Genomic DNA, 17,476 nt, shown 5'->3' with positions numbered 1-17,476 from the left:
AGGGCTTGTTATGGCACGCGTGTTGGTCATCATCCCCGCTTATAACGAGGAAGAGACGATTGCCCAAACTGTCACCGCTTTGATGCGTGCGACGCCCTACGATTATATAGTGGTCAACGACGGGTCGACCGACCGGACGCGGGAGATCCTCGTTCAAAACGGATTCAACTTTCTCGATTTGCCCGTCAATTTGGGCATCGGGGGAGCAATGCAGACGGGGTACAAATATGCGCTCATGCACGGCTATGACTATGCCATCCAGTTGGATGCTGATGGACAGCACGATCCCGCCGACTTGGACAAACTGGTTCGGGAGATTCAGACGGGCAAGTGGGACCTGGTCATCGGTTCGCGCTTTGTGCAACCGACTGGCTACCGCGGTAGCCGCCTGCGGCGGATCGGCATTTCCTATTTCTCGTTTATCCTGCGTCTGTTGACGGGAGAGAGAATTGCCGATCCGACATCGGGATATCGCATTGTCAACCGGCGAGTGATTGAGGAGTTCGCACGACATTATCCGACGGATTATCCCGAGGTGGAAGTGATTGTCTCGCTTGCCCGCAAAGGGTACCGCATCAAGGAGATCCCGGTGAACATGAAGGCGCGCCAAGGCGGCGCATCGTCGATTACGCCGATCAAGTCGGTCTACTACATGATCAAGGTTACCCTGTTTTGTATGATTCGCCGACTGTTTCGGGAGGAAGCCGCAACATGATCAGCGTGCAGGGCATTGCGCTGCTGGCAACGGCAGCGTTTTTCTTGCAGGTGCTGTGGTTGACCAGCCGTCACAAGCTGCGTGACCGGTTGGCCTTTTTTTGGTTGCTCATTGCCGGACTGGGTGTGATCATTGCGCTGGCCATCCCGGTGCTTAACCGTGTAGCCCATTGGCTGGGGATTTCCTACATGCCCACCTTTGTGATGATGCTTGCCATACTGGGCTTGCTGACCATCCTGATGTACCAGACGATTGTGCTTTCCCAGCAGGCTGAGACCCTTAAGAACCTGGTGCAAGAGATTGCGTTTTTGAAAAAGGAAGTGGACCACTTGAAATGGGGGAAAGACGTCCCTGCGGACAGGGACAACGGGGCCTGCTCGGGAGGCGATGGGGCGCAATGACGCTCGGTAATTTTTTGCTCATCCTGGCCAACGCCTGCTTGTTGGTGGCGGGACAAATGCTGTGGAAGTGGGGGGTACAAGGGCAGCCGACCGATTTTCGCCATGTGCGGTCTGTGCTGGCGTTGCTCGTGTCGCCCCCGGTTGTCGGGGGAATGGTGTTGTACGCTGTTGCCACGATCCTGTGGCTGTTCGTGTTGTCCCGCGTGCCGCTCAGCATCGCGTATCCCACGCAGAGCATCGCTTACCTCCTCGGCGTCATCGGGGCGTTTGTGTGGTTTGGGGAACCGATCACGGTGTGGAAGGTACTCGGTTGCCTGCTGATCATGGCCGGTGTTTCGTTGATCGGGTTCGGACCACGCGCCTCGTGAAATGCGGAGAGAGGAGGTGCGTCATGTGCACCTGCTGGGAATCGACGGGCGAAGGGTTTCCGGACCGCCGTGTGCGCTTCTGCTCATCGTCGTTCTCGCATTTTCCTTGCGCTGGGGTTTTTGGATGAAGAACCTGCATGATTTTGCGTTGCAGGGCGACGCGCTCAATTACCATATCATGGCGCACCAGATTGTGGAGGATGGGGTGTACGGGTATGCCCTCGGTCGCAAGTCGGGCGAGCCGAACGCCTATGTGACACCGGGCTACCCCTTGTTTCTCAGTGCCGTGTATGCCGTGGTCGAGGATCCCTATCGGCAGATTTCGGTGGTACGCGGGATCCAGGTTCTTGTCGGCTCGTTCACCTGTGTGCTGGCCTATCTGGTGGTTTCTCGGCTGTTGCGCCGAACGGCGGTGGCCTTGCTGACCGCCTTTTTCGTGGCCATCTACCCGCCCTACGTCCAATCACCGGTTCAACTGCTTACCGAGGTGTTGGCCCTGGCCACGTTGTTGCTGTACGGTTGGCTGGCGGTTGTGGCGTTCGAGACGCGAAAAGCGAGGCACCACGTAGCCGCCGGCGCTGCGCTCGCTCTTCACGTGTTGGTTCGTCCGGTTTTGCTTCCGCTGGCCATCCTTCCCTTTTTGTTCGCGCTCCGGTCTGAAACCTGGCGGGGGAGGTGGCGGGAGTGGGCCGTCGCCGGTGCGTGGACCGCGTGCGGCTTTGTGCTGCTGATGCTCCCGTGGTGGGTGCGCAATGCCGTCGTTCTCGATCAGGTGATTCTTACGGCCACCGGCTCGGCGAACCCCTTCTTGGCCGGCACATACCCCTACCTGCAGAACATGCTGGCGGACTTTCGCGCTGCGGGGTTGACCAGTGCCGATCAAGTATGGTTTGCCCGCCAGCGCCTCATCCACGGGTTTACGACGGAGCCGCTGCTTTACCTCAAATGGTACACAATCGGCAAAATCCAGTTCCTGTTTGACAATCCAGGGCTTTATCAGCAGATTGATTACTGGTTCCCCACCCTTTCCCCTTGGAATCACCGCCTCCATGCGGTGTTTTGCTGGTTCGGTGCGGCGGGGCTCGTGTACGGGGCCAGCGTGTCCCGTCGCCTGCGCGCCGTGACGGTCTTTGGCGCGCTGTTCCTGGGTTTGTACCTGCTGTTCGTGCCGACGACGCGCTATGCCTACCTGTTTATGGCGTTCCTCATGCTGGGCACCGCTTTTCTCCTGTGCGAGGGACTGCGGATGCTGCGGTCGGCCTTTCGCCCGCGCCGCAGCGATGCCCCGGCTGCTTCCGCGGGAGGGCGTGGGGATCTTCTTGGGGCCCAGGGATAAAAGTGTCGGGGGGATGATGCGGCATTCGAAGGGACCGTTCCGCATGCAATGTTTTCCGCCATTTTCACTTGCGATCGGGGGGACCATTTCGTATCCTTACAATAGCATTGCGAATCCGCATCGGAAGGGGGGCGGGGCGGGATTGCATCCCTTCGTCCATGCGCGGCAGGGTTGGCTATGGTGGTGGTGCGACGAGGGAGACGAGACGTGCGGATTTGACGTCACCGCTCTGGTGGGGGCGGAGACGGCGACAAACGAGGCGCCAGCGGGGAGCCCCGACGAGGGTGAGGGCGAGTTATGCCCGCTGGGGCGAAAGATCGCGTGAGGATGCGCCACCAGACAGATAGGAGATATCGGACGCCGGCTACGACGAACGTGCCGGCGGTCTAGGGGGACGGTTGGCTACTGCGACAGCGGGGACGGTTTGTCACCGCATTTTCTTTTGACTTCTGCTGGGCCGTTGTTTAGCATGGTGTATGGTAAGAAGAAGGTGGAAATGGGGCAGCATGCCGGAGGAGAAGGCCAATGCCGCGCGCTGGGCGCGCATTGGCATTGATTTTGTAATGGGAAGGAGAGAAGACCAGTGAACGTTGCGGTTGTGGGACTTGGCTTTATTGGGCTTCCCTTGGCGCTTTCGTACGCGATGAAAGGGGCCAACGTCATCGGAATTGATGTGGTTCCCGAATTGGTGGAGGACATCAACCGGGGGATCTCCCATCACCAAGAATATTACGAGGGCAAGTCGCTGGCGGAGATTTTGCGCGAACAGCTTAATGCCGGTCGGTTCCGGGCGACGACCTCGTATGAGGAGGCCGCCCGCCTTGTCGACACCTACTTGATCACCGTCGGGGTGCCGGTGCGAAACGGCGACCCTGATCTCGCGCCGCTGCGCAGCGCGTGTTCGTCGCTGGCCAGGGTGCTGAAGAAGGGGGACACCGTTATCGTGCGCAGCACGGTGATCCCCGGGACGACAGAAGAAGTGATCCGGCCCCTCTTGGAGCAATCCGGTCTTGTCGCGGGAACCGATTTTTATCTGGCCTACTCGTCGGAACGGATTGCGGAGGGGCGCGCCTTTGAAGAGTTCCGCACCATGCCCCTTGCTGTCGGTGGGGTCAACGAGGCCAGCGTCGAGCGGGCCAAGGCGGTGCTGGCCTACGTGACCGAGGCGGAGATCACCGTCTCGTCCATCAAGGTGGTCGAGACGGCCAAGGTGATCGAAAACATCCAGCGCGACGTCAACATCGCCATGGTGCAGCAGTTCGCCCGCTTCGCCGAAAAGATGGGGCTGGATACCTTTGAACTGATCCGCGTTGCCAACACGCACAAGCGTGTCAACCTTTTGCTGCCGGGTCCGGGGGTGGGCGGATACTGCCTGCCCAACGCGCTGTACTACCTGCTTCCCAAAGCGCGTGAGCTCGGCGTAGGCGTCGAACTGTTGGAACTGGCCCGCCGCATCAACGACGGCGTGCCCAACGTACTGGTGAACATGCTCGACGAAGCGCTGCGGGACGAGGGGAAGACCCTGGCGGGGAGCCGCGTGGCGGTGTTCGGACTGGCGATGAAGGACTACTCCAATGACGACCGCATCAGCCCGGCCCATACCGTTGTGCGCCTGCTGCAGGAGGCTGGGGCCGAGGTGCGCGCCTACGACCCCGTTGTGCCGGCTTCGTATCCGTTTAAGGTGGACAGCGCGGAGCAGGCGGTGGAGGGGGCCGATGCGCTGGCCTTGCTCACCGTGCAAAAACCCTTTGCCCATCTCGATTGGACGAGCCTGGTGGCGAGGATGAACGGCCATCCGGTGTTGCTCGACGCCAAGAACCACCTGCCAAAAGCGCTCGCCGCGCGGGCCCGCCTGATCCGGATCTGACCGGGAGAGATGGGTGTGCGCAATCTTCTGCTGGTGGCATACTACTTCCCCCCCATCGGCGGGGGCGGCGTGCAGCGGGCTTTGAAGATGGCCAAGTACTTGCCGGAGTTTGGGTGGCGTCCCCACGTGTTGGCCGTTGACCCGGTCGCCCACGTCTCCCTTGACCCGTCGCTGCTCGACCAGCTTCCCCCGGAGGTGGTCGTTCACCGCGTTCGGGAGTGGTACCCGCCGGGACTGGCCAAGCTGCTTGGCGGGGGAGGGACCCGCGCCGCAAGCGGCGTGAAGGAAGGCACGGAAGGCGGCGACGGGACAGGCGGTATGAAGGACGGGGGGAGGGCTGCTGCCAACGAAGATGCGGGCGTCCCTGGCGTCTCTGCCACCTTGCGTACGCGGACGGTGCGGCTGCTCAAAGCGGCGCGCAAGTACGTGCTCATCCCCGACGACCAGATTCTGTGGTACGTCCCGGCCGTGCGCGAAGGGAAGAGGATGCTTGCACGCTATCCCATTGACGCCATCTTTTCCACGGCCGGTCCCAATACCAACCACCTGGTGGCCCTCGCGTTGCGGCGGGGGCGGCGTCTACCGTGGGTGGCCGACTTTCGCGACCCGTGGACACAGAACATGCACCGCAGCGGGATTCGCTGGCGGGAAGCCCTGGAGGAGCGAATGGAACGCCGCGTGATGGCGGCCGCCGACATCGTGCTGACGGTGACGCGTTCCTTTGCTGAGGGGTTTCGGGAGAAGCACGGGGACGTGATCAAACGGCTGGAAGTGATCCACAATGGGTTTGACGCCGCCGATTATGCCGGCATTGAGCCTGACCGTGTCCCCGGCAAATGCGTTTTTGCCTATGCGGGCATCTTTTACAAGGAGCGCAACCCCAGGCTTTTTTTGCGTGCGGTGCGCGAACTGATCGATGCCGGGGAGATCGACCGTCGGGACATTTTGCTGCGCTTTGCCGGCGTATTCGACTACCCCGGCTATACGGACAATGCCGACGCCGTGGCGCAGCTCGGCCTGTCCGACGTCGTCGAGGTGCTCGGCCATCTCCCGCATCGCCGGGCCTTGGCGCTGTTAAAGGGGGCCGATGTGCTGCTCCTGGTGGGGGATACGGCGCCGGGGTCGGGCGCGTACATTCCGGGGAAGCTGTTCGAGTACATGGCTGTGCAGCGGCCCATCCTGGCCTTGTCCCTTCCCGGTGAGGCCGCGTCTATCGTGGAGCGTTTCCGACTGGGGGAAGTGGTGCGGCCGGATGATCTCCCCGCGATGAAACGGGCCGTGGCGTCGTTCTACCGGCGCTGGAAAGCAGGCCGCTTGCACACGAGCGGCACGCTCCCGCACGAGGCCTACGCCTTATACGAGCGGCGTGAGCAGGCGCGGGCGCTGGCAGCGCTGCTCGACGAGCTGGTGGCACCCTGAACCCCTCACCAAAACAAACGGAGCACCCGCGAGGGTGCTCCGTTTGTTTATGGGATCGGCTTGTGTGTTTCGGCACGCCGAGTCGGCCTTTTCCGGATCACGTGTCACGCGGCGTGGGTTCGCCGATGGCCGGCGGTTCCTCCTCGCTTTCCTGAACAAGCTTCTCCATCTCTTCCGGCGTTTTCAGCTTGATGCCGGGATCGTTGTACTTGAAGAAGCGGAAGAAGATCTCCTGGTCCATCACGCCGGCATCGGGCAGCGGCAGCTTGATCCACACTTGATATTGGTAGAGGCGGTTGTCTTCCACCCCGACCCAGAAGGTCATTTTCACGGTCGCCTTTTCCACGGCGTCGGCGACGCGCGCGGACTGCGCGACCAAGGCGCGGACTTCGGTGCGGTAGGGTTCCGGCAGGCGCTCGAGCCACTCACGGCCGGTCAGCCGCACTTGAATGGGGTCGCAGGGTACGCCGAGCACTTCTTCCCGCGGCAGGAGGACAGCCCGTTCAAAGAAAGCCGGCCAGTGGACAAAGGAGCCGAACGGGTTGACCGGATGGGAGACGGACGGATCGGCTTTCATCCAGCGCTCGCTATGGAAGACATATCGCTTGTCGTCCCATCGGTAATAGCGGAAGGGTTGGCCGGCCCAGCGCCCGTCGACGAAGTAGCCGTGGGGCAGAACGACAGCGCCTTTGTACATCGAGGTGCTCCGGCGCTTGGGAAGATTGGCGGCGATGTAGCCGTCGTACCAGAACTGTTGGATGTCCGGGGCGGTGACGGTCGTCAGTGCCGCCTCCAGCCGCTGGCCGGCGTTGGCGATGGGTGTCCCGGGGACGTCGCCGTCTTCCGGCGTCTCGGGTTTGGCCGCCGGCGCGTCGCCTGTTGGCGTCCCGAGCATGCGAGGAGCGCCGGAGTAGGTGCACCCGCTGAGCAGCGTGCCGGCGCCCAGAAGCAGGACAAGGGCCGCCAATGCGTATGGCCGTGTCCGCCGCGCCTCGCGCAGGCGCCGGCTCCACAGGTATGCAAGAAGCACGATGTTCCCGCCGAGAAGCAGGGGGATGACCGGCACGGAATGGGGTTTGAGCACGTAGAGCTGGTGTTTGTTGTACCACAGTCCCACCAGCTCCCGCTTTCCGTCCCCGTCGAGGTCGGCCAGACGCAGGTTGACGAGGGGGAGGAAGATCTTCCATTCTCGTTTCAGCCCCTCCGGCGTGTAGCGGAACCCGGCCGGATAGCGCAACGGGTAGTCGCGCAGGTAGCTTTTATCCAGAGCGATGAGCTGCGGCGTGTCGCCGGGGGCAAAGGAGCCGAAGTCTTCGAAGCGGAAGTGCTCGTCATTGGCCGCCCACCACACGTCCCACGTGCCGTCGGCGCGTGGCTTGACAATCTTGGCGTGGGCGAGCGAGAGCACGAGCTCGTCGCTGCCGTCCCCGTCGACGTCCCACAGGTAGTATTCGCCGTTTGCCAGCCCTTTTACGTCGTCCCGCGTCAGCAGGTGGGTGCGCACGAAGCCCCCGGTGCTGTCGGGCTGCCAGACTTCAATCTCCTCGCCGAGCAGCACGAGGGCCTGCTGCCCGTTTTCCAGGGTGGCCACGCCGATCAGCTTGGTGGCGTCACTGGAAAAGCGGAACGGTCGACCGCGGTAGGTTCCCGTAACCTCGCGGCCGGTGAGGCGAACATCGGCGTAGTCACCCGCCCTGGCAAGATGCTGGCGAGAAAGGCTGCCTGCTTGCGTTGCCTCGAGGTGGGCGAGGTGGGAGAGATCCGCGGCGAAGACCCGGAAGGGGGCGCTACCGAAATCCATCACTTCTTCCGTCCACGTCGTCGGCTGCACGGCTGGCTCCAGGGTAAGCTCCCGCGTGAGCCGGAAGTAGGGGTACCCGATGGTGTCGAGGGGAAGGCGCTGGGCCGCGGCAGCCAGCTGATCCGGAGTCACCGGCTCGCGCACCAGATGTCCGTCGCGCCACTTGAGCACGTAGGGATAAAGCGGTTCGGGCTCCAGTTCCGGCTTGATGTGTTCCTGTTCGTCGCGCGGGTTGTTTTCGTTTTCGCCTTCCGGAAGCGTTTCGTCGCGGTTGCCGACGGTGAGGATTTCATCCGTGCCGTCGCCGTCAAGGTCGGCCACGGTGAAGGGGAAGTAGTCCCAGTTGCCCACGTACAGGGGCTTGGTGACATCCTCCTTGACGAAGTAGTTGAGGAGGGTCAGCTCACCGCGCGGCATCCACGTGAGCGTCAGCACGCCGGCGAGGGCGATGGCGACAAGTGGGCGCGCGTTCAATTTGCCGTACCATCGGGCTGCGGCAAGCAGCCAGAGGATGCAGAGGCCGTAAAGGAAAACGCGCGTCCACGATGAGGAGGTGGCGGCGATGCTGGCCAAGCCTTTGTCGAGCAGGAGGAAAGCCAGCACGGCGACGGCCCACGCCTTGCGCGTCTGTGGCGGCACGGCGAAGAAAAACAGAAAGGCGGCCGCGACGACGAGGATCATCCCCACGGCGGACAGGTCAAGCAGGGCCGGACGAACCAGCAGGTGGTACGTGACGTAGCTCCACAGGAGGATGAGCAGCGTTCGCCAAAAGGGCAGGCGGATTCGGATGGAGCGCGATGCCATGTCAAGCCTCCTTCCGTGCCAGATGCGGCAATGCCAGCGTCAGGCCGGACAGAAACCAAAAGTAGGCGTTGAGGAACGGCACCTCGAAGATGTTTTCCACGCCGTTGTGCAAGGCCATCCCAAGCAGCCCGGCAAACAGGCTGATGGACAGCCAGCGCGCTTCTCCCTTCGCCAGTGCACGCCAGGTTTGATGGAGCGCGAAGAACAGGGCGCCGAGTAGCCACAGCCACAGCCCCAGTCCCACCAGGCCCATCTCGGCCAAGGTTTTGAAATAGTAGCTGTCCACGTAAATGGTGCCGAAATGGCGATTGCCTACGGCACCGCCGTAGTGGCCGGGCCCCAGTCCAAACAGCGGTTCCAAGCGCATCATGTCAAAGGCCCCGAGCCAACGGGCGATGCGGCCGTCGTTCGCGCTTTTTTCCAGGTACTCGGGCGTGAAGATGTGCAGAAAGCGCTCGGTCACGCTCGGCACCAGTACGGCCACCAGCACGGCGATGGCCAGGCCGGCGAGGAGCAGACGCCGGTCGCGTAGCACGCCGACGAGGATCAACGAAAGGAAAAACGCCAGCTGCGCTCCGCGGGAGAACGTAAGAACGAGGGCGGCGAAAAGTGCCGTCGCGCACAGGGCGAAGGCGATGCGGCGCGCCCGTGATGGGGCAAAAACGGTCAGGCAAATCGTGAGGGGGAGGGCCAGCACCATATAGCTGCCAAGGACGTTCGGGCTCTGCACGATGGAGAAAATTCGTATCCGTTGCCCTTCACTGGCATCCACCCAGCTCATGGGGGTCTCGATGCCGAGGAAGGGCTGCAGAAGTCCATAGACGGCGACGATTCCGGCCGTGGCGACAAACAGCGTCAGGGCGTCGTTTGCCTCCGCTTGTGTACGGAACAGGTGGAGGCCGGTGTACAAGGCGATCATGTATTGAAAGATGGCACGGAACCCTTCCGTCGCGACTCCAAAATTGGTGAGGTCGGCGCCGATCATGGCCACACCGAGGGCGATGAAGGCGTAGAGGGGAGTGGTCAGGAACCCCGGAAGGCGACGATCGTCCCTTCGCGCCCGGTGGGCGGCGACAAAAAACAGGGCCACCAGGACGGCCTCGTCCCAAAGTGACGGCAGTACCGGGAGCGGCAGCAGCCGTAATACGTAGTCGACAATCGGGTATAAAAGAAAAGCGATGAGCAGGGCATCGCGTTTCCAATTGAGTACCTTTACCATGACCGGTCTCTCCTGGTGGTTCGTGTTGTCCCTTGAACATTACCGCATAACAGCGGGGAAAAATCAAGGGGCGACAATTGCAGACGGAATTGCCGGTAAGATAAAATGTGGACAGCAACAGAACCGGTTGGTTTGGAAACTTTTTGCTTTAGGATGTGGTTGGGATGGCGCGGCGGGTCCGAGTGTTGCACGTGATCGGTGGTGGGGAATACGGCGGGGCGGAAGAGTACCTCGTGCAATTGTTTACCCACCTTCGGGATGCAGCGTTCCCGGTCGAATTGCATTTGGCCTGTTTTTATGAGGCGCGGCTGGCGCAGGAATTGCGGCAGCGCGGCTTCGCGCTGTCGGTGATGCCCTATGGCCGTCTGGATATCCGATTGGTGCGGGGCCTGGCCGCGCTCTTTCGCCGGTTTCAACCGGATGTGGTGCATACCCACGGGGTCAAGGCGAATTTTTTTGCCCGCGTGGCCGCGCGCCGCACTGCGATACCGCTGGTCACCACCGTGCACAGCGTGCTGCGCTATGATTACCCCAACCCGCTGGCCTATTTCGTGGCTGCGCAGATGGAACGCTGGACACGCCGCTGGAACCATCACTATATCGCCATCTCTCAAGCCCTCAAGGCGCAGCTGGTGGCGGAGGGCATTTTGCCCGAGCGCATTAGCGTGATTCACCACGGCATCGATGTGGAGCGTTTTTCACCCGACCGCCGGCACGCCGCGTTACGGCAAGAATGGGGATTTCCGGCCGACGCGTTTGTGTGGGGAACGGTGGCCCGCTTTGTGGAAGTGAAGGGCTTGTCGGTGCTCTTGCACGCCTTTTCCCGCGTGCGGCAGATCGAACCGCGTGCCCGGCTGGTCCTCATCGGAGATGGCCCGCTGCGCGCGCAACTCGATGCGCAGGCCCGTGCCCTGGGCATTACCGATGCCGTCTGTTTCACGGGATTTCGCCGCGATGTTCCCGACTGCCTTGCCAATCTCGATGCGTACGTGAGCGCTTCGTTTTCCGAAGGCCTTGGCTTGTCCGTTTTGGAGGCGATGGCCATGCGCTTGCCGGTCGTCTCCACGGCGGTCGGGGGCATTCTCGATTTCCTTCGCCACGGGGAGAACGGGTTGTTGGTCCCTCCCCGTTCGGCGGAAGAGCTGGCGGGGGGGATGCTGCAGGTGATGCGGGATGCGTCGTTGGCCGCGCGCCTGGCCGAACAAGCGTGGCGTGACGTGCGGACATCGTTTTCGGCGGAACGGATGGCGAGCGAGACGTGGAACGTGTACGAGCGGCTGCTCAAGCAGCGGCCAAGGGAGTGAGCGCGCGTGGCCCGTAGCGTCTTCGTTTCGGCGATGGGGCTTGTGGCCGTCACCTTAGTGGGGCGGCTTTTTGGTTTTCTGCGCAACGTTTACCTGGCCAAGGTGTTTGGGACGGGCTCCGAGGCCGATGCCTATTTTGTGGCCCTCACTCTGCCCTTGACGCTGTCCCTGGTGGTTCCCGGGATGCTCAACGCCCTGTGGGTGCCGACGGCCAAGGGACTGATGGAACGGGGTGCGACCGATCGTTTGCATCGAGTGGCGGCGCAAAGCTGCGGGGTGGTGGCCGTTGCCTTTGGCGTTCTTTCCCTTGCCGTTTGGTTGGGGGCCGAGGTGTACGTGGCCCTCGTCGCGCCGGGCTTTACCGGCGAGACACGGGAGCTGACCGTTTCCCTCGTGCGCTGGATGGCGCCGTCGCTGTTGTTGATCGGGCTTTCGGCGTGGTACAGCAGCCTGCTGAACAGCCACAACCGCTTTTTCTTGCCTGCCCTCGGCGGTGTGGTCAACAGCCTGATGGTTCTGCTTGCCCTGTGGATCTGGGCCCCCCGCTATGGCATTGTGGGCGTAACGTGGGGGACGTTGTTGGGCTTTGGGCTTTCCGCCGCCCTCTTGCTTCCCGCGGTGTGGCGGCGCGGCTATCGCGCCGTGCGCGTGCCGTCGCGGCCGTTGCCAAGCGAGCTGGTGCGCATGGGGGAGCGGTTCATTCCCCTGGCCTTCGGGGCTCTCCTTACCCAACTGACGCAGTTTCTCGAACGCGCCTTTTCCTCCCAGCTGGGGACGGCCAAGGTTGCGGCCCTCTCCTACGCCCAGTCGATTGCCCAGTTACCCATGGGCCTTTTTGTCGGAACCTTTACACTGCCACTTTTCCCTCTTCTTTCCGAATATGTGAAAAAGGGCGCCCATGCGTCCGTGGCGGAGGTGTATTCCCGCGGCCTGCAATACCTGTTCGTGCTCCTCGTGCCGACCACGGCGTTTCTCTGGGTGCTCGGACCCGAGACGGTGCGCCTGTTCTACGGCCGCGGGGCCTTTGACGCACAGGCGACGGCGTTGACCGCGGTCGCCCTTGCGGGGTACAGTGTCGGGCTGCTCTTTTTGGCCGTGCGCGACCTCGTCACGCGTGCTTTCTATGCCTACGAAGATGCCAAAACCCCCGTGTACATTGGAGCGGCCAGTGTGGCCGCATATGCCGCGCTCGCGTGGGGCCTGTCCCGCCTGTGGGGGCATGCCGGGGTGGCGCTTGCCTCCTCCCTTTCTGCGGCGGTGGGCGCGCTGGCGTTGGCTGTCCTCCTGGCGGTGCGCAGGGGGATTCGACCGTCGAAAGCCCTTTGGCAAACGGCAATGCGAACAGCTGTGGCGAGCGCGGCGATGGCTGCAGCCGTGATCGGGTTCAAGCATTTGCCTCTTCCTCAGCCGTGGCCGCTGTGCTATGTGCTCTGGACGTTGGTCGCGGTGGGCACGTATTTGGCGGTCCTGGGCGCACTGCGCGAGCCGCTTCTGCGCGACCTTGCCGCGCGCCTCCCCTTTGGCCGTCGCACCGCTTCTCATCAGTAGAAAAGAACGCGCGGGCTTGTGGACGGTAGCCATCCATGGTAGGCTGGTGCCGTATGGCATGATCATGTTGATTCGGATACGAGGTGGAAACGATGGACGGGTTGCAAGCGGCGATTCTCGGCATGATTCAGGGGCTAACGGAGTTTCTGCCGATCAGCAGCACCGGTCACTTGTACTTGGGGCGTCACCTGTTCGGTCTCGATGAGGCCGGGCTGTTTCTGGACACCATGCTCCATTTGGGCACGCTGATGGCTGTGATTGCGGTCTACTGGGATACGTTGGTGGGGCTGGCCAGAAAACCGTTTAGCCGGTTAACCGGCTTGCTGGTTGTGGGAACGATCCCGACGGTGGCCATTGGCCTGTTGTTTGAAGATTTTTTTGAGGAAATCGCCAAGACGGGGGTCACGATCGGTTGGGAGTTTCTGGCCACGGGCGTGATCCTTTGGCTGGCGGATCGGATCAAGGAGCGTGGCCGGAAAACGCTGCAGGAGATCAGTTACGCCGATGCGTTCATCATCGGCTTGTTTCAGGGCGCGGCCATCCTGCCGGCCATCTCGCGTTCCGGGCTGACCATCGCCGCGGCGCTCTTCCGCCGCATCGACAAGGCGACGGCCGCCTACTTTTCCTTCCTCCTCTCCATCCCCGCCATCGCGGGCGCCGTTTTGTACCAGGGCGTGAAACTCGTCGGGGGGCAGGTAGAGCACATCCCGCTCAGCTCCCTTCTTGTCGGTACGGCGATGTCCGCCGTTTTCGGGTATTTGGCCGTGAAGTGGATGATTGCCGTCCTCCAGCGCGGGTCGCTGAAAGGGTTTGCCCTATACGTGTGGGCGTTGGGCCTCATCGTTCTGATCGCCCAGTTTACGGGGCACTTTTGATGACCAAAGCGGCGCGTTTAGCCCTGTGGACCCCGCTCCACAGGGCTTATTTCTTGACGGCGGAACAGGGCCGTGCTACGAATGGAGAGACTGGAGAATAGCCGGTGAAGATGAAGGGGGCTTTTTGCCGATGCCCGAGATGAAGAGCGTCTTCCATGTCCAGCCGGCCAAGCTGCTGGCGTTGGGCTTTATCGCCCTGATTCTGCTTGGCGCGTTTCTCTTGTGGCTTCCCGTTTCGACGCATGAGGGCCTCTCCTTCATCGACGCGCTGTTTACGGCGACGTCCGCCGTGTGTGTAACCGGGCTGAGCGTTGTCGACACGCCCACCACCTTTACCGCTTTTGGCAAACTGGTGATCATGCTGCTGGTCCAGGTGGGCGGGATCGGCTTTGTGACCATTGCCATTTTGATCGCGGTGCTGCTCGGGCGGCGGATCGGCCTGCGCGAGCGACTGGTGCTGCAGGAAGCCTATGGACAGGTCAGCTTGAGCGGGTTGATTCGCCTCACCCAGCAGATCGCGCTAATCACCGTTGTGGTGGAAGGATGCGGTGCCTTCCTCTTGGCCGCGCGGTTTATTCCGGAATACGGTGTGGGAAGCGGGCTGTTCTATGGTCTGTTTCATGCCGTGTCCGCGTTCAACAACGCCGGGTTTGCGCTCTGGTCCGACAACCTGATGGGGTTTGCCCATGACGCGTCCGTGCTCTTGGTGATCGGCACGCTGGTGATCGTGGGCGGCGTGGGGTATACGGTCATTCTGGACGTGGTGCGCAAGAAGCACATGCGCCGCCTCTCGTTGCACAGCAAGATGATGCTGATCGGCACGGCGGCCTTGCTGATCGTATCGACCCTGGGGTATTTGGCCCTGGAGTGGGCCAACCCCAAGACCCTGGGGCCGATGGGATGGGGTGACAAGTGGCTGAACGCGTTTTTCATGGCCGTCGTGCCGCGCACGGCGGGATTCAACAGCGTGGACATGACCGGCCTGACGGACTCGTCCGTCTACTGGACGATGCTGCTCATGTTTATCGGCGGCGGCCCCGGTTCGACGGCTGGCGGGATTAAGGTCACCACCTTGATCGTCCTGATCCTGGCCGTTTGGAGCGTGCTGGCGCGGCGGGAGGACGTCCAGGCCATGGGGCGGCGCATCAGCCGGGATGTGGTCTTTCGCGCGCTGGCGATCGTCTTTTTTGGCGGCACCATTGTGTTTACGGGGAGTTTTTTGCTCACGCTCACCGAGCCCGAAGGTGTCGGGTTCCACAAGCTGCTCTTTGAAACGGTGTCGGCCTTTGGCACGGTGGGGCTGTCCCTCAACTTCACCCCCCACCTGAGTCCGCTGGGGAAGTTGGTCATCATCGTCATCATGTTCCTGGGCCGGGTGGGCCCGCTGACGGTGGCCTATGCGCTGGCGATTCCGCCGCGCGCCAAGCCTGTTCGCTACCCGAAGGAGGACGTGCTGGTCGGGTAATTCCGCCGATCACGGGCAATCGGGGAACGCTGCAGCAAGGCAGGGCCTTTTGCGCAAAAATCGTCGGCCACAGCGGCAGGAAAACGCAGCAGGGACGGCGAAATAGAAAAGAACGCGCTTCCATGTGGGATCGTGGCGCTCGCCGGGGGACGGGATGCGGTCGCTCGGCGAGCGGTCCCGGATATTCGCGGCGATCGCGGCGAGGCGATCGCCGCGGAGCGGCAACCCGGTTGTACTTTAAGTTCTGAAAATTCTAATCATATGGGGGTTTTTGTCGTCGCCGGTTGGAAACCTGAAGGCTGGCTGTGCATACACATACATTACCCTTTTTTATCCGTCGCACGATGAATGGCCGCACAAACGGCGGCCGTCAAACCGCGTGAGTCAGAACGAGTGGGTGGAGGAGCGGGCAAGGCCAAGATGAGAGGAGGCTCCCCCATGGATATCCTGAAGCGCATTACGGAATACCGTGCTCAGGAAGAACGGTTGCGGTGGGAAGGGACCTTTGCCGAATACCTGGATATCGTGCGGAAAAACCCGCACGTTGCCCAGACGGCTCATGCACGGGTTTATAACATGATCAAAAGCGCCGGCGTGGAGGAAACCGAGGACGGGCGAAAGATCTACAAGTTCTTCAGCCGGGAGATCTTCGGGCTGGACCGCACCATCGAGCGGCTGGTGGAAGAGTACTTTCACGCGGCGGCCATGCGCCTTGATGTGCGCAAGCGGATTCTGCTCTTGATGGGGCCGGTGAGCGGGGGGAAATCGACCATCGTTACGCTGCTCAAGCGCGGCCTTGAACAATATTCGCGCACCGACGAGGGTGCGCTGTACGCGATCAAGGGGTGTCCGATGCACGAGGAGCCCCTTCACCTCATCCCGCACGCGTTGCGGCCCGAAGTGGAACGGGAACTGGGGGTGAAAATCGAGGGTGACCTCTGCCCGCACTGCCAGATGCGCCTGGAGACGGAGTACGGCGGGCGCGTTGAGGACGTGCGGGTGGAGCGCATCTTCCTGTCGGAGACCAAGCGCGTCGGCATTGGCACTTTCAGCCCCTCTGACCCGAAGTCGCAGGACATCGCCGACTTGACCGGCTCGATCGATTTTTCGACGATCATGGAGTACGGGTCGGAGTCGGACCCGCGGGCCTACCGCTTTGACGGCGAGCTGAACAAGGCCAACCGCGGGATGATGGAATTCCAGGAGATGCTCAAGTGCGACGAGAAATTCCTGTGGAACCTCTTGTCGCTGACGCAGGAAGGGAACTTCAAGGCCGGACGCTTTGCCCTCATTTCGGCCGACGAGCTCATCGTGGCCCACACCAACGAGGCGGAGTACAAGGCCTTCATCGCCAACAAGAAGAACGAGGCCCTGCAGTCGCGGATCGTCGTGATGCCCATCCCCTACAACCTGCGCGTGTCCGACGAGGAGAAGATTTACGAGAAGTTGATCCGCCAGAGCGATCTGGGTCACGTGCACATTGCCCCGCACGCCCTACGCGCGGCGGCCATCTTTTCCGTCCTGACGCGGCTGAAGGAGTCGAAGAAGCAGGGCATGGATCTCCTGAAGAAGATGCGCCTGTACGACGGCGAGGCGGTGGAAGGGTACCGCGACGCCGACGTCGAGGAACTGCGCAACGAGTTTCCCGACGAGGGAATGACCGGCATCGACCCGCGCTACGTGATCAACCGCATCTCCAGTGCGTTGATTCGCCGCGACACCGAGTGCATCAACGCCCTCGACATCCTGCGCTCCCTGAAAGAGGGGTTCGATCAGCATCCCTCGATCACCAAGGAGATGCGTGAAAAGTACCTCAATTTCATCGCGATCGCCCGCCAGGAGTACGATGAGCTGGCCAAGAAAGAGGTGCAGAAGGCCTTCGTCTACTCCTACGAGGAGTCGGCCAAGACGCTCCTCGACAACTACCTCGACAACGTGGAGGCCTACTGCAACGAAACCAAGCTGCGCGACCCGATCACCGGCGAAGAGGTGGAGCCCGACGAGAAGCTGATGCGCTCGATCGAGGAGCAGATCGGCATCTCCGAAAACGCGAAGAAGGCCTTCCGCGAAGAGATCCTTATCCGCATCTCAGCCTATGCGCGCAAAGGCAAACGCTTCGACTACAACAGCCACGAGCGGTTGCGGGAGGCCATCGAGAAGAAGCTGTTTGCCGACCTCAAGGATGTCGTGAAGATCACGACCTCCACGAAGGTTCCCGACGAAAACCAGCTGAAGAAGATCAACGAAGTGACCAAGCGGCTGATCGACGAGCACGGCTATTGCCCGATCTGCGCCAACGAGCTGCTCCGCTACGTGGGCAGCCTGCTCAACCGCTAGGGTGGCGCAGACTGGCT

General features: G+C 61.9%; 14 protein-coding genes. 12 read left to right on the top strand and 2 right to left on the bottom strand.

Features of this window, described 5'->3' with window-relative positions; genetic code table 11:
- The first annotated feature begins 10 nt into the window (after positions 1 to 10).
- The 7 genes from ACYQ0Z_RS02570 to ACYQ0Z_RS02540 all read left to right on the top strand — a co-directional run bounded on the left by ACYQ0Z_RS02570 (position 11) and on the right by ACYQ0Z_RS02540 (position 6,106).
- A complete protein-coding gene (locus ACYQ0Z_RS02570; RefSeq protein WP_459864145.1) occupies positions 11 to 715 on the top strand; it encodes a glycosyltransferase family 2 protein in 705 nt (234 codons plus the stop codon).
- Positions 712 to 1,116, top strand: a complete 405-nt coding sequence (locus tag ACYQ0Z_RS02565; RefSeq protein WP_459864142.1) for a DUF2304 domain-containing protein — start codon at positions 712 to 714, stop codon at positions 1,114 to 1,116. Before ACYQ0Z_RS02570 ends, ACYQ0Z_RS02565 begins: the two co-directional genes overlap by 4 nt.
- Positions 1,113 to 1,484 carry a DMT family transporter gene (locus ACYQ0Z_RS02560; protein ID WP_459864140.1) on the top strand — a complete coding sequence of 124 codons (372 nt, stop codon included), beginning with the start codon at positions 1,113 to 1,115 and terminating at the stop codon, positions 1,482 to 1,484. Before ACYQ0Z_RS02565 ends, ACYQ0Z_RS02560 begins: the two co-directional genes overlap by 4 nt.
- A gap of 25 nt (positions 1,485 to 1,509) precedes the next feature.
- Positions 1,510 to 2,820, top strand: a complete 1,311-nt coding sequence (locus ACYQ0Z_RS02555; protein ID WP_459864138.1) for a glycosyltransferase family 39 protein — start codon at positions 1,510 to 1,512, stop codon at positions 2,818 to 2,820.
- 142 nt (positions 2,821 to 2,962) lie between these two features.
- Complete coding sequence (locus tag ACYQ0Z_RS02550) at positions 2,963 to 3,145, top strand: hypothetical protein (RefSeq protein WP_459864136.1); 183 nt, start codon at positions 2,963 to 2,965, stop codon at positions 3,143 to 3,145.
- 258 nt (positions 3,146 to 3,403) lie between these two features.
- A complete protein-coding gene (locus ACYQ0Z_RS02545; RefSeq protein WP_459864134.1) occupies positions 3,404 to 4,687 on the top strand; it encodes a nucleotide sugar dehydrogenase in 1,284 nt (427 codons plus the stop codon).
- A gap of 9 nt (positions 4,688 to 4,696) precedes the next feature.
- Positions 4,697 to 6,106, top strand: coding sequence for a glycosyltransferase (locus ACYQ0Z_RS02540; RefSeq protein ID WP_459864132.1), 1,410 nt, complete (start codon positions 4,697 to 4,699; stop codon positions 6,104 to 6,106).
- A gap of 97 nt (positions 6,107 to 6,203) precedes the next feature.
- Here ACYQ0Z_RS02540 and ACYQ0Z_RS02535 read toward each other — a convergent pair whose 3' ends face one another.
- Positions 6,204 to 8,711 (bottom strand): hypothetical protein, encoded by a 2,508-nt coding sequence (locus ACYQ0Z_RS02535; protein WP_459864130.1) that lies wholly within the window; start codon positions 8,709 to 8,711, stop codon positions 6,204 to 6,206.
- Position 8,712: 1 nt separating this feature from the next.
- Positions 8,713 to 9,930: an O-antigen ligase family protein gene (locus tag ACYQ0Z_RS02530; RefSeq protein ID WP_459864128.1), complete on the bottom strand. Its 1,218-nt coding sequence runs from the start codon at positions 9,928 to 9,930 to the stop codon at positions 8,713 to 8,715.
- Positions 9,931 to 10,094: 164 nt separating this feature from the next.
- Between ACYQ0Z_RS02530 and ACYQ0Z_RS02525 the strand changes: the two genes are divergently transcribed.
- The 5 genes from ACYQ0Z_RS02525 (at position 10,095) to ACYQ0Z_RS02505 (ending at position 17,459) form a co-directional block, all read left to right on the top strand.
- On the top strand, positions 10,095 to 11,234 hold the full coding sequence (locus ACYQ0Z_RS02525) for a glycosyltransferase (RefSeq protein ID WP_459864126.1): 1,140 nt from the start codon (positions 10,095 to 10,097) through the stop codon (positions 11,232 to 11,234).
- Between the two features lie 6 nt (positions 11,235 to 11,240).
- Entirely contained in the window at positions 11,241 to 12,782 is a 1,542-nt protein-coding gene (gene murJ / locus ACYQ0Z_RS02520; protein ID WP_459864124.1) for a murein biosynthesis integral membrane protein MurJ, read from the top strand.
- A gap of 92 nt (positions 12,783 to 12,874) precedes the next feature.
- On the top strand, positions 12,875 to 13,657 hold the full coding sequence (locus ACYQ0Z_RS02515) for an undecaprenyl-diphosphate phosphatase (protein WP_459864122.1): 783 nt from the start codon (positions 12,875 to 12,877) through the stop codon (positions 13,655 to 13,657).
- 130 nt (positions 13,658 to 13,787) lie between these two features.
- Positions 13,788 to 15,122, top strand: coding sequence for a TrkH family potassium uptake protein (locus tag ACYQ0Z_RS02510; RefSeq protein WP_459864120.1), 1,335 nt, complete (start codon positions 13,788 to 13,790; stop codon positions 15,120 to 15,122).
- 438 nt (positions 15,123 to 15,560) lie between these two features.
- Entirely contained in the window at positions 15,561 to 17,459 is a 1,899-nt protein-coding gene (locus ACYQ0Z_RS02505) for a PrkA family serine protein kinase (RefSeq protein WP_459864118.1), read from the top strand.
- The last annotated feature ends 17 nt before the right edge of the window (positions 17,460 to 17,476 follow it).

Source organism: Calditerricola yamamurae (assembly GCF_054654135.1).
Note: the sequence above shows the minus strand (reverse complement) of the source record. Positions and strands in the feature narration are given on the sequence as shown.

What these genes read in the sequence shown, in the direction of transcription:
- ACYQ0Z_RS02505 (WP_459864118.1), top strand. Translation starts at nt 15,561, where the DNA reads ATGGATATCCTGAAGCGCATTACGGAATACCGTGCTCAGGAAGAACGG.
- ACYQ0Z_RS02570 (WP_459864145.1), top strand. Translation starts at nt 11, where the DNA reads ATGGCACGCGTGTTGGTCATCATCCCCGCTTATAACGAGGAAGAGACG.
- ACYQ0Z_RS02530 (WP_459864128.1), bottom strand. Translation starts at nt 9,930, where the DNA reads ATGGTAAAGGTACTCAATTGGAAACGCGATGCCCTGCTCATCGCTTTT.
- ACYQ0Z_RS02535 (WP_459864130.1), bottom strand. Translation starts at nt 8,711, where the DNA reads ATGGCATCGCGCTCCATCCGAATCCGCCTGCCCTTTTGGCGAACGCTG.
- ACYQ0Z_RS02565 (WP_459864142.1), top strand. Translation starts at nt 712, where the DNA reads ATGATCAGCGTGCAGGGCATTGCGCTGCTGGCAACGGCAGCGTTTTTC.
- ACYQ0Z_RS02525 (WP_459864126.1), top strand. Translation starts at nt 10,095, where the DNA reads ATGGCGCGGCGGGTCCGAGTGTTGCACGTGATCGGTGGTGGGGAATAC.
- ACYQ0Z_RS02515 (WP_459864122.1), top strand. Translation starts at nt 12,875, where the DNA reads ATGGACGGGTTGCAAGCGGCGATTCTCGGCATGATTCAGGGGCTAACG.
- ACYQ0Z_RS02510 (WP_459864120.1), top strand. Translation starts at nt 13,788, where the DNA reads ATGCCCGAGATGAAGAGCGTCTTCCATGTCCAGCCGGCCAAGCTGCTG.
- ACYQ0Z_RS02560 (WP_459864140.1), top strand. Translation starts at nt 1,113, where the DNA reads ATGACGCTCGGTAATTTTTTGCTCATCCTGGCCAACGCCTGCTTGTTG.
- ACYQ0Z_RS02540 (WP_459864132.1), top strand. Translation starts at nt 4,697, where the DNA reads ATGGGTGTGCGCAATCTTCTGCTGGTGGCATACTACTTCCCCCCCATC.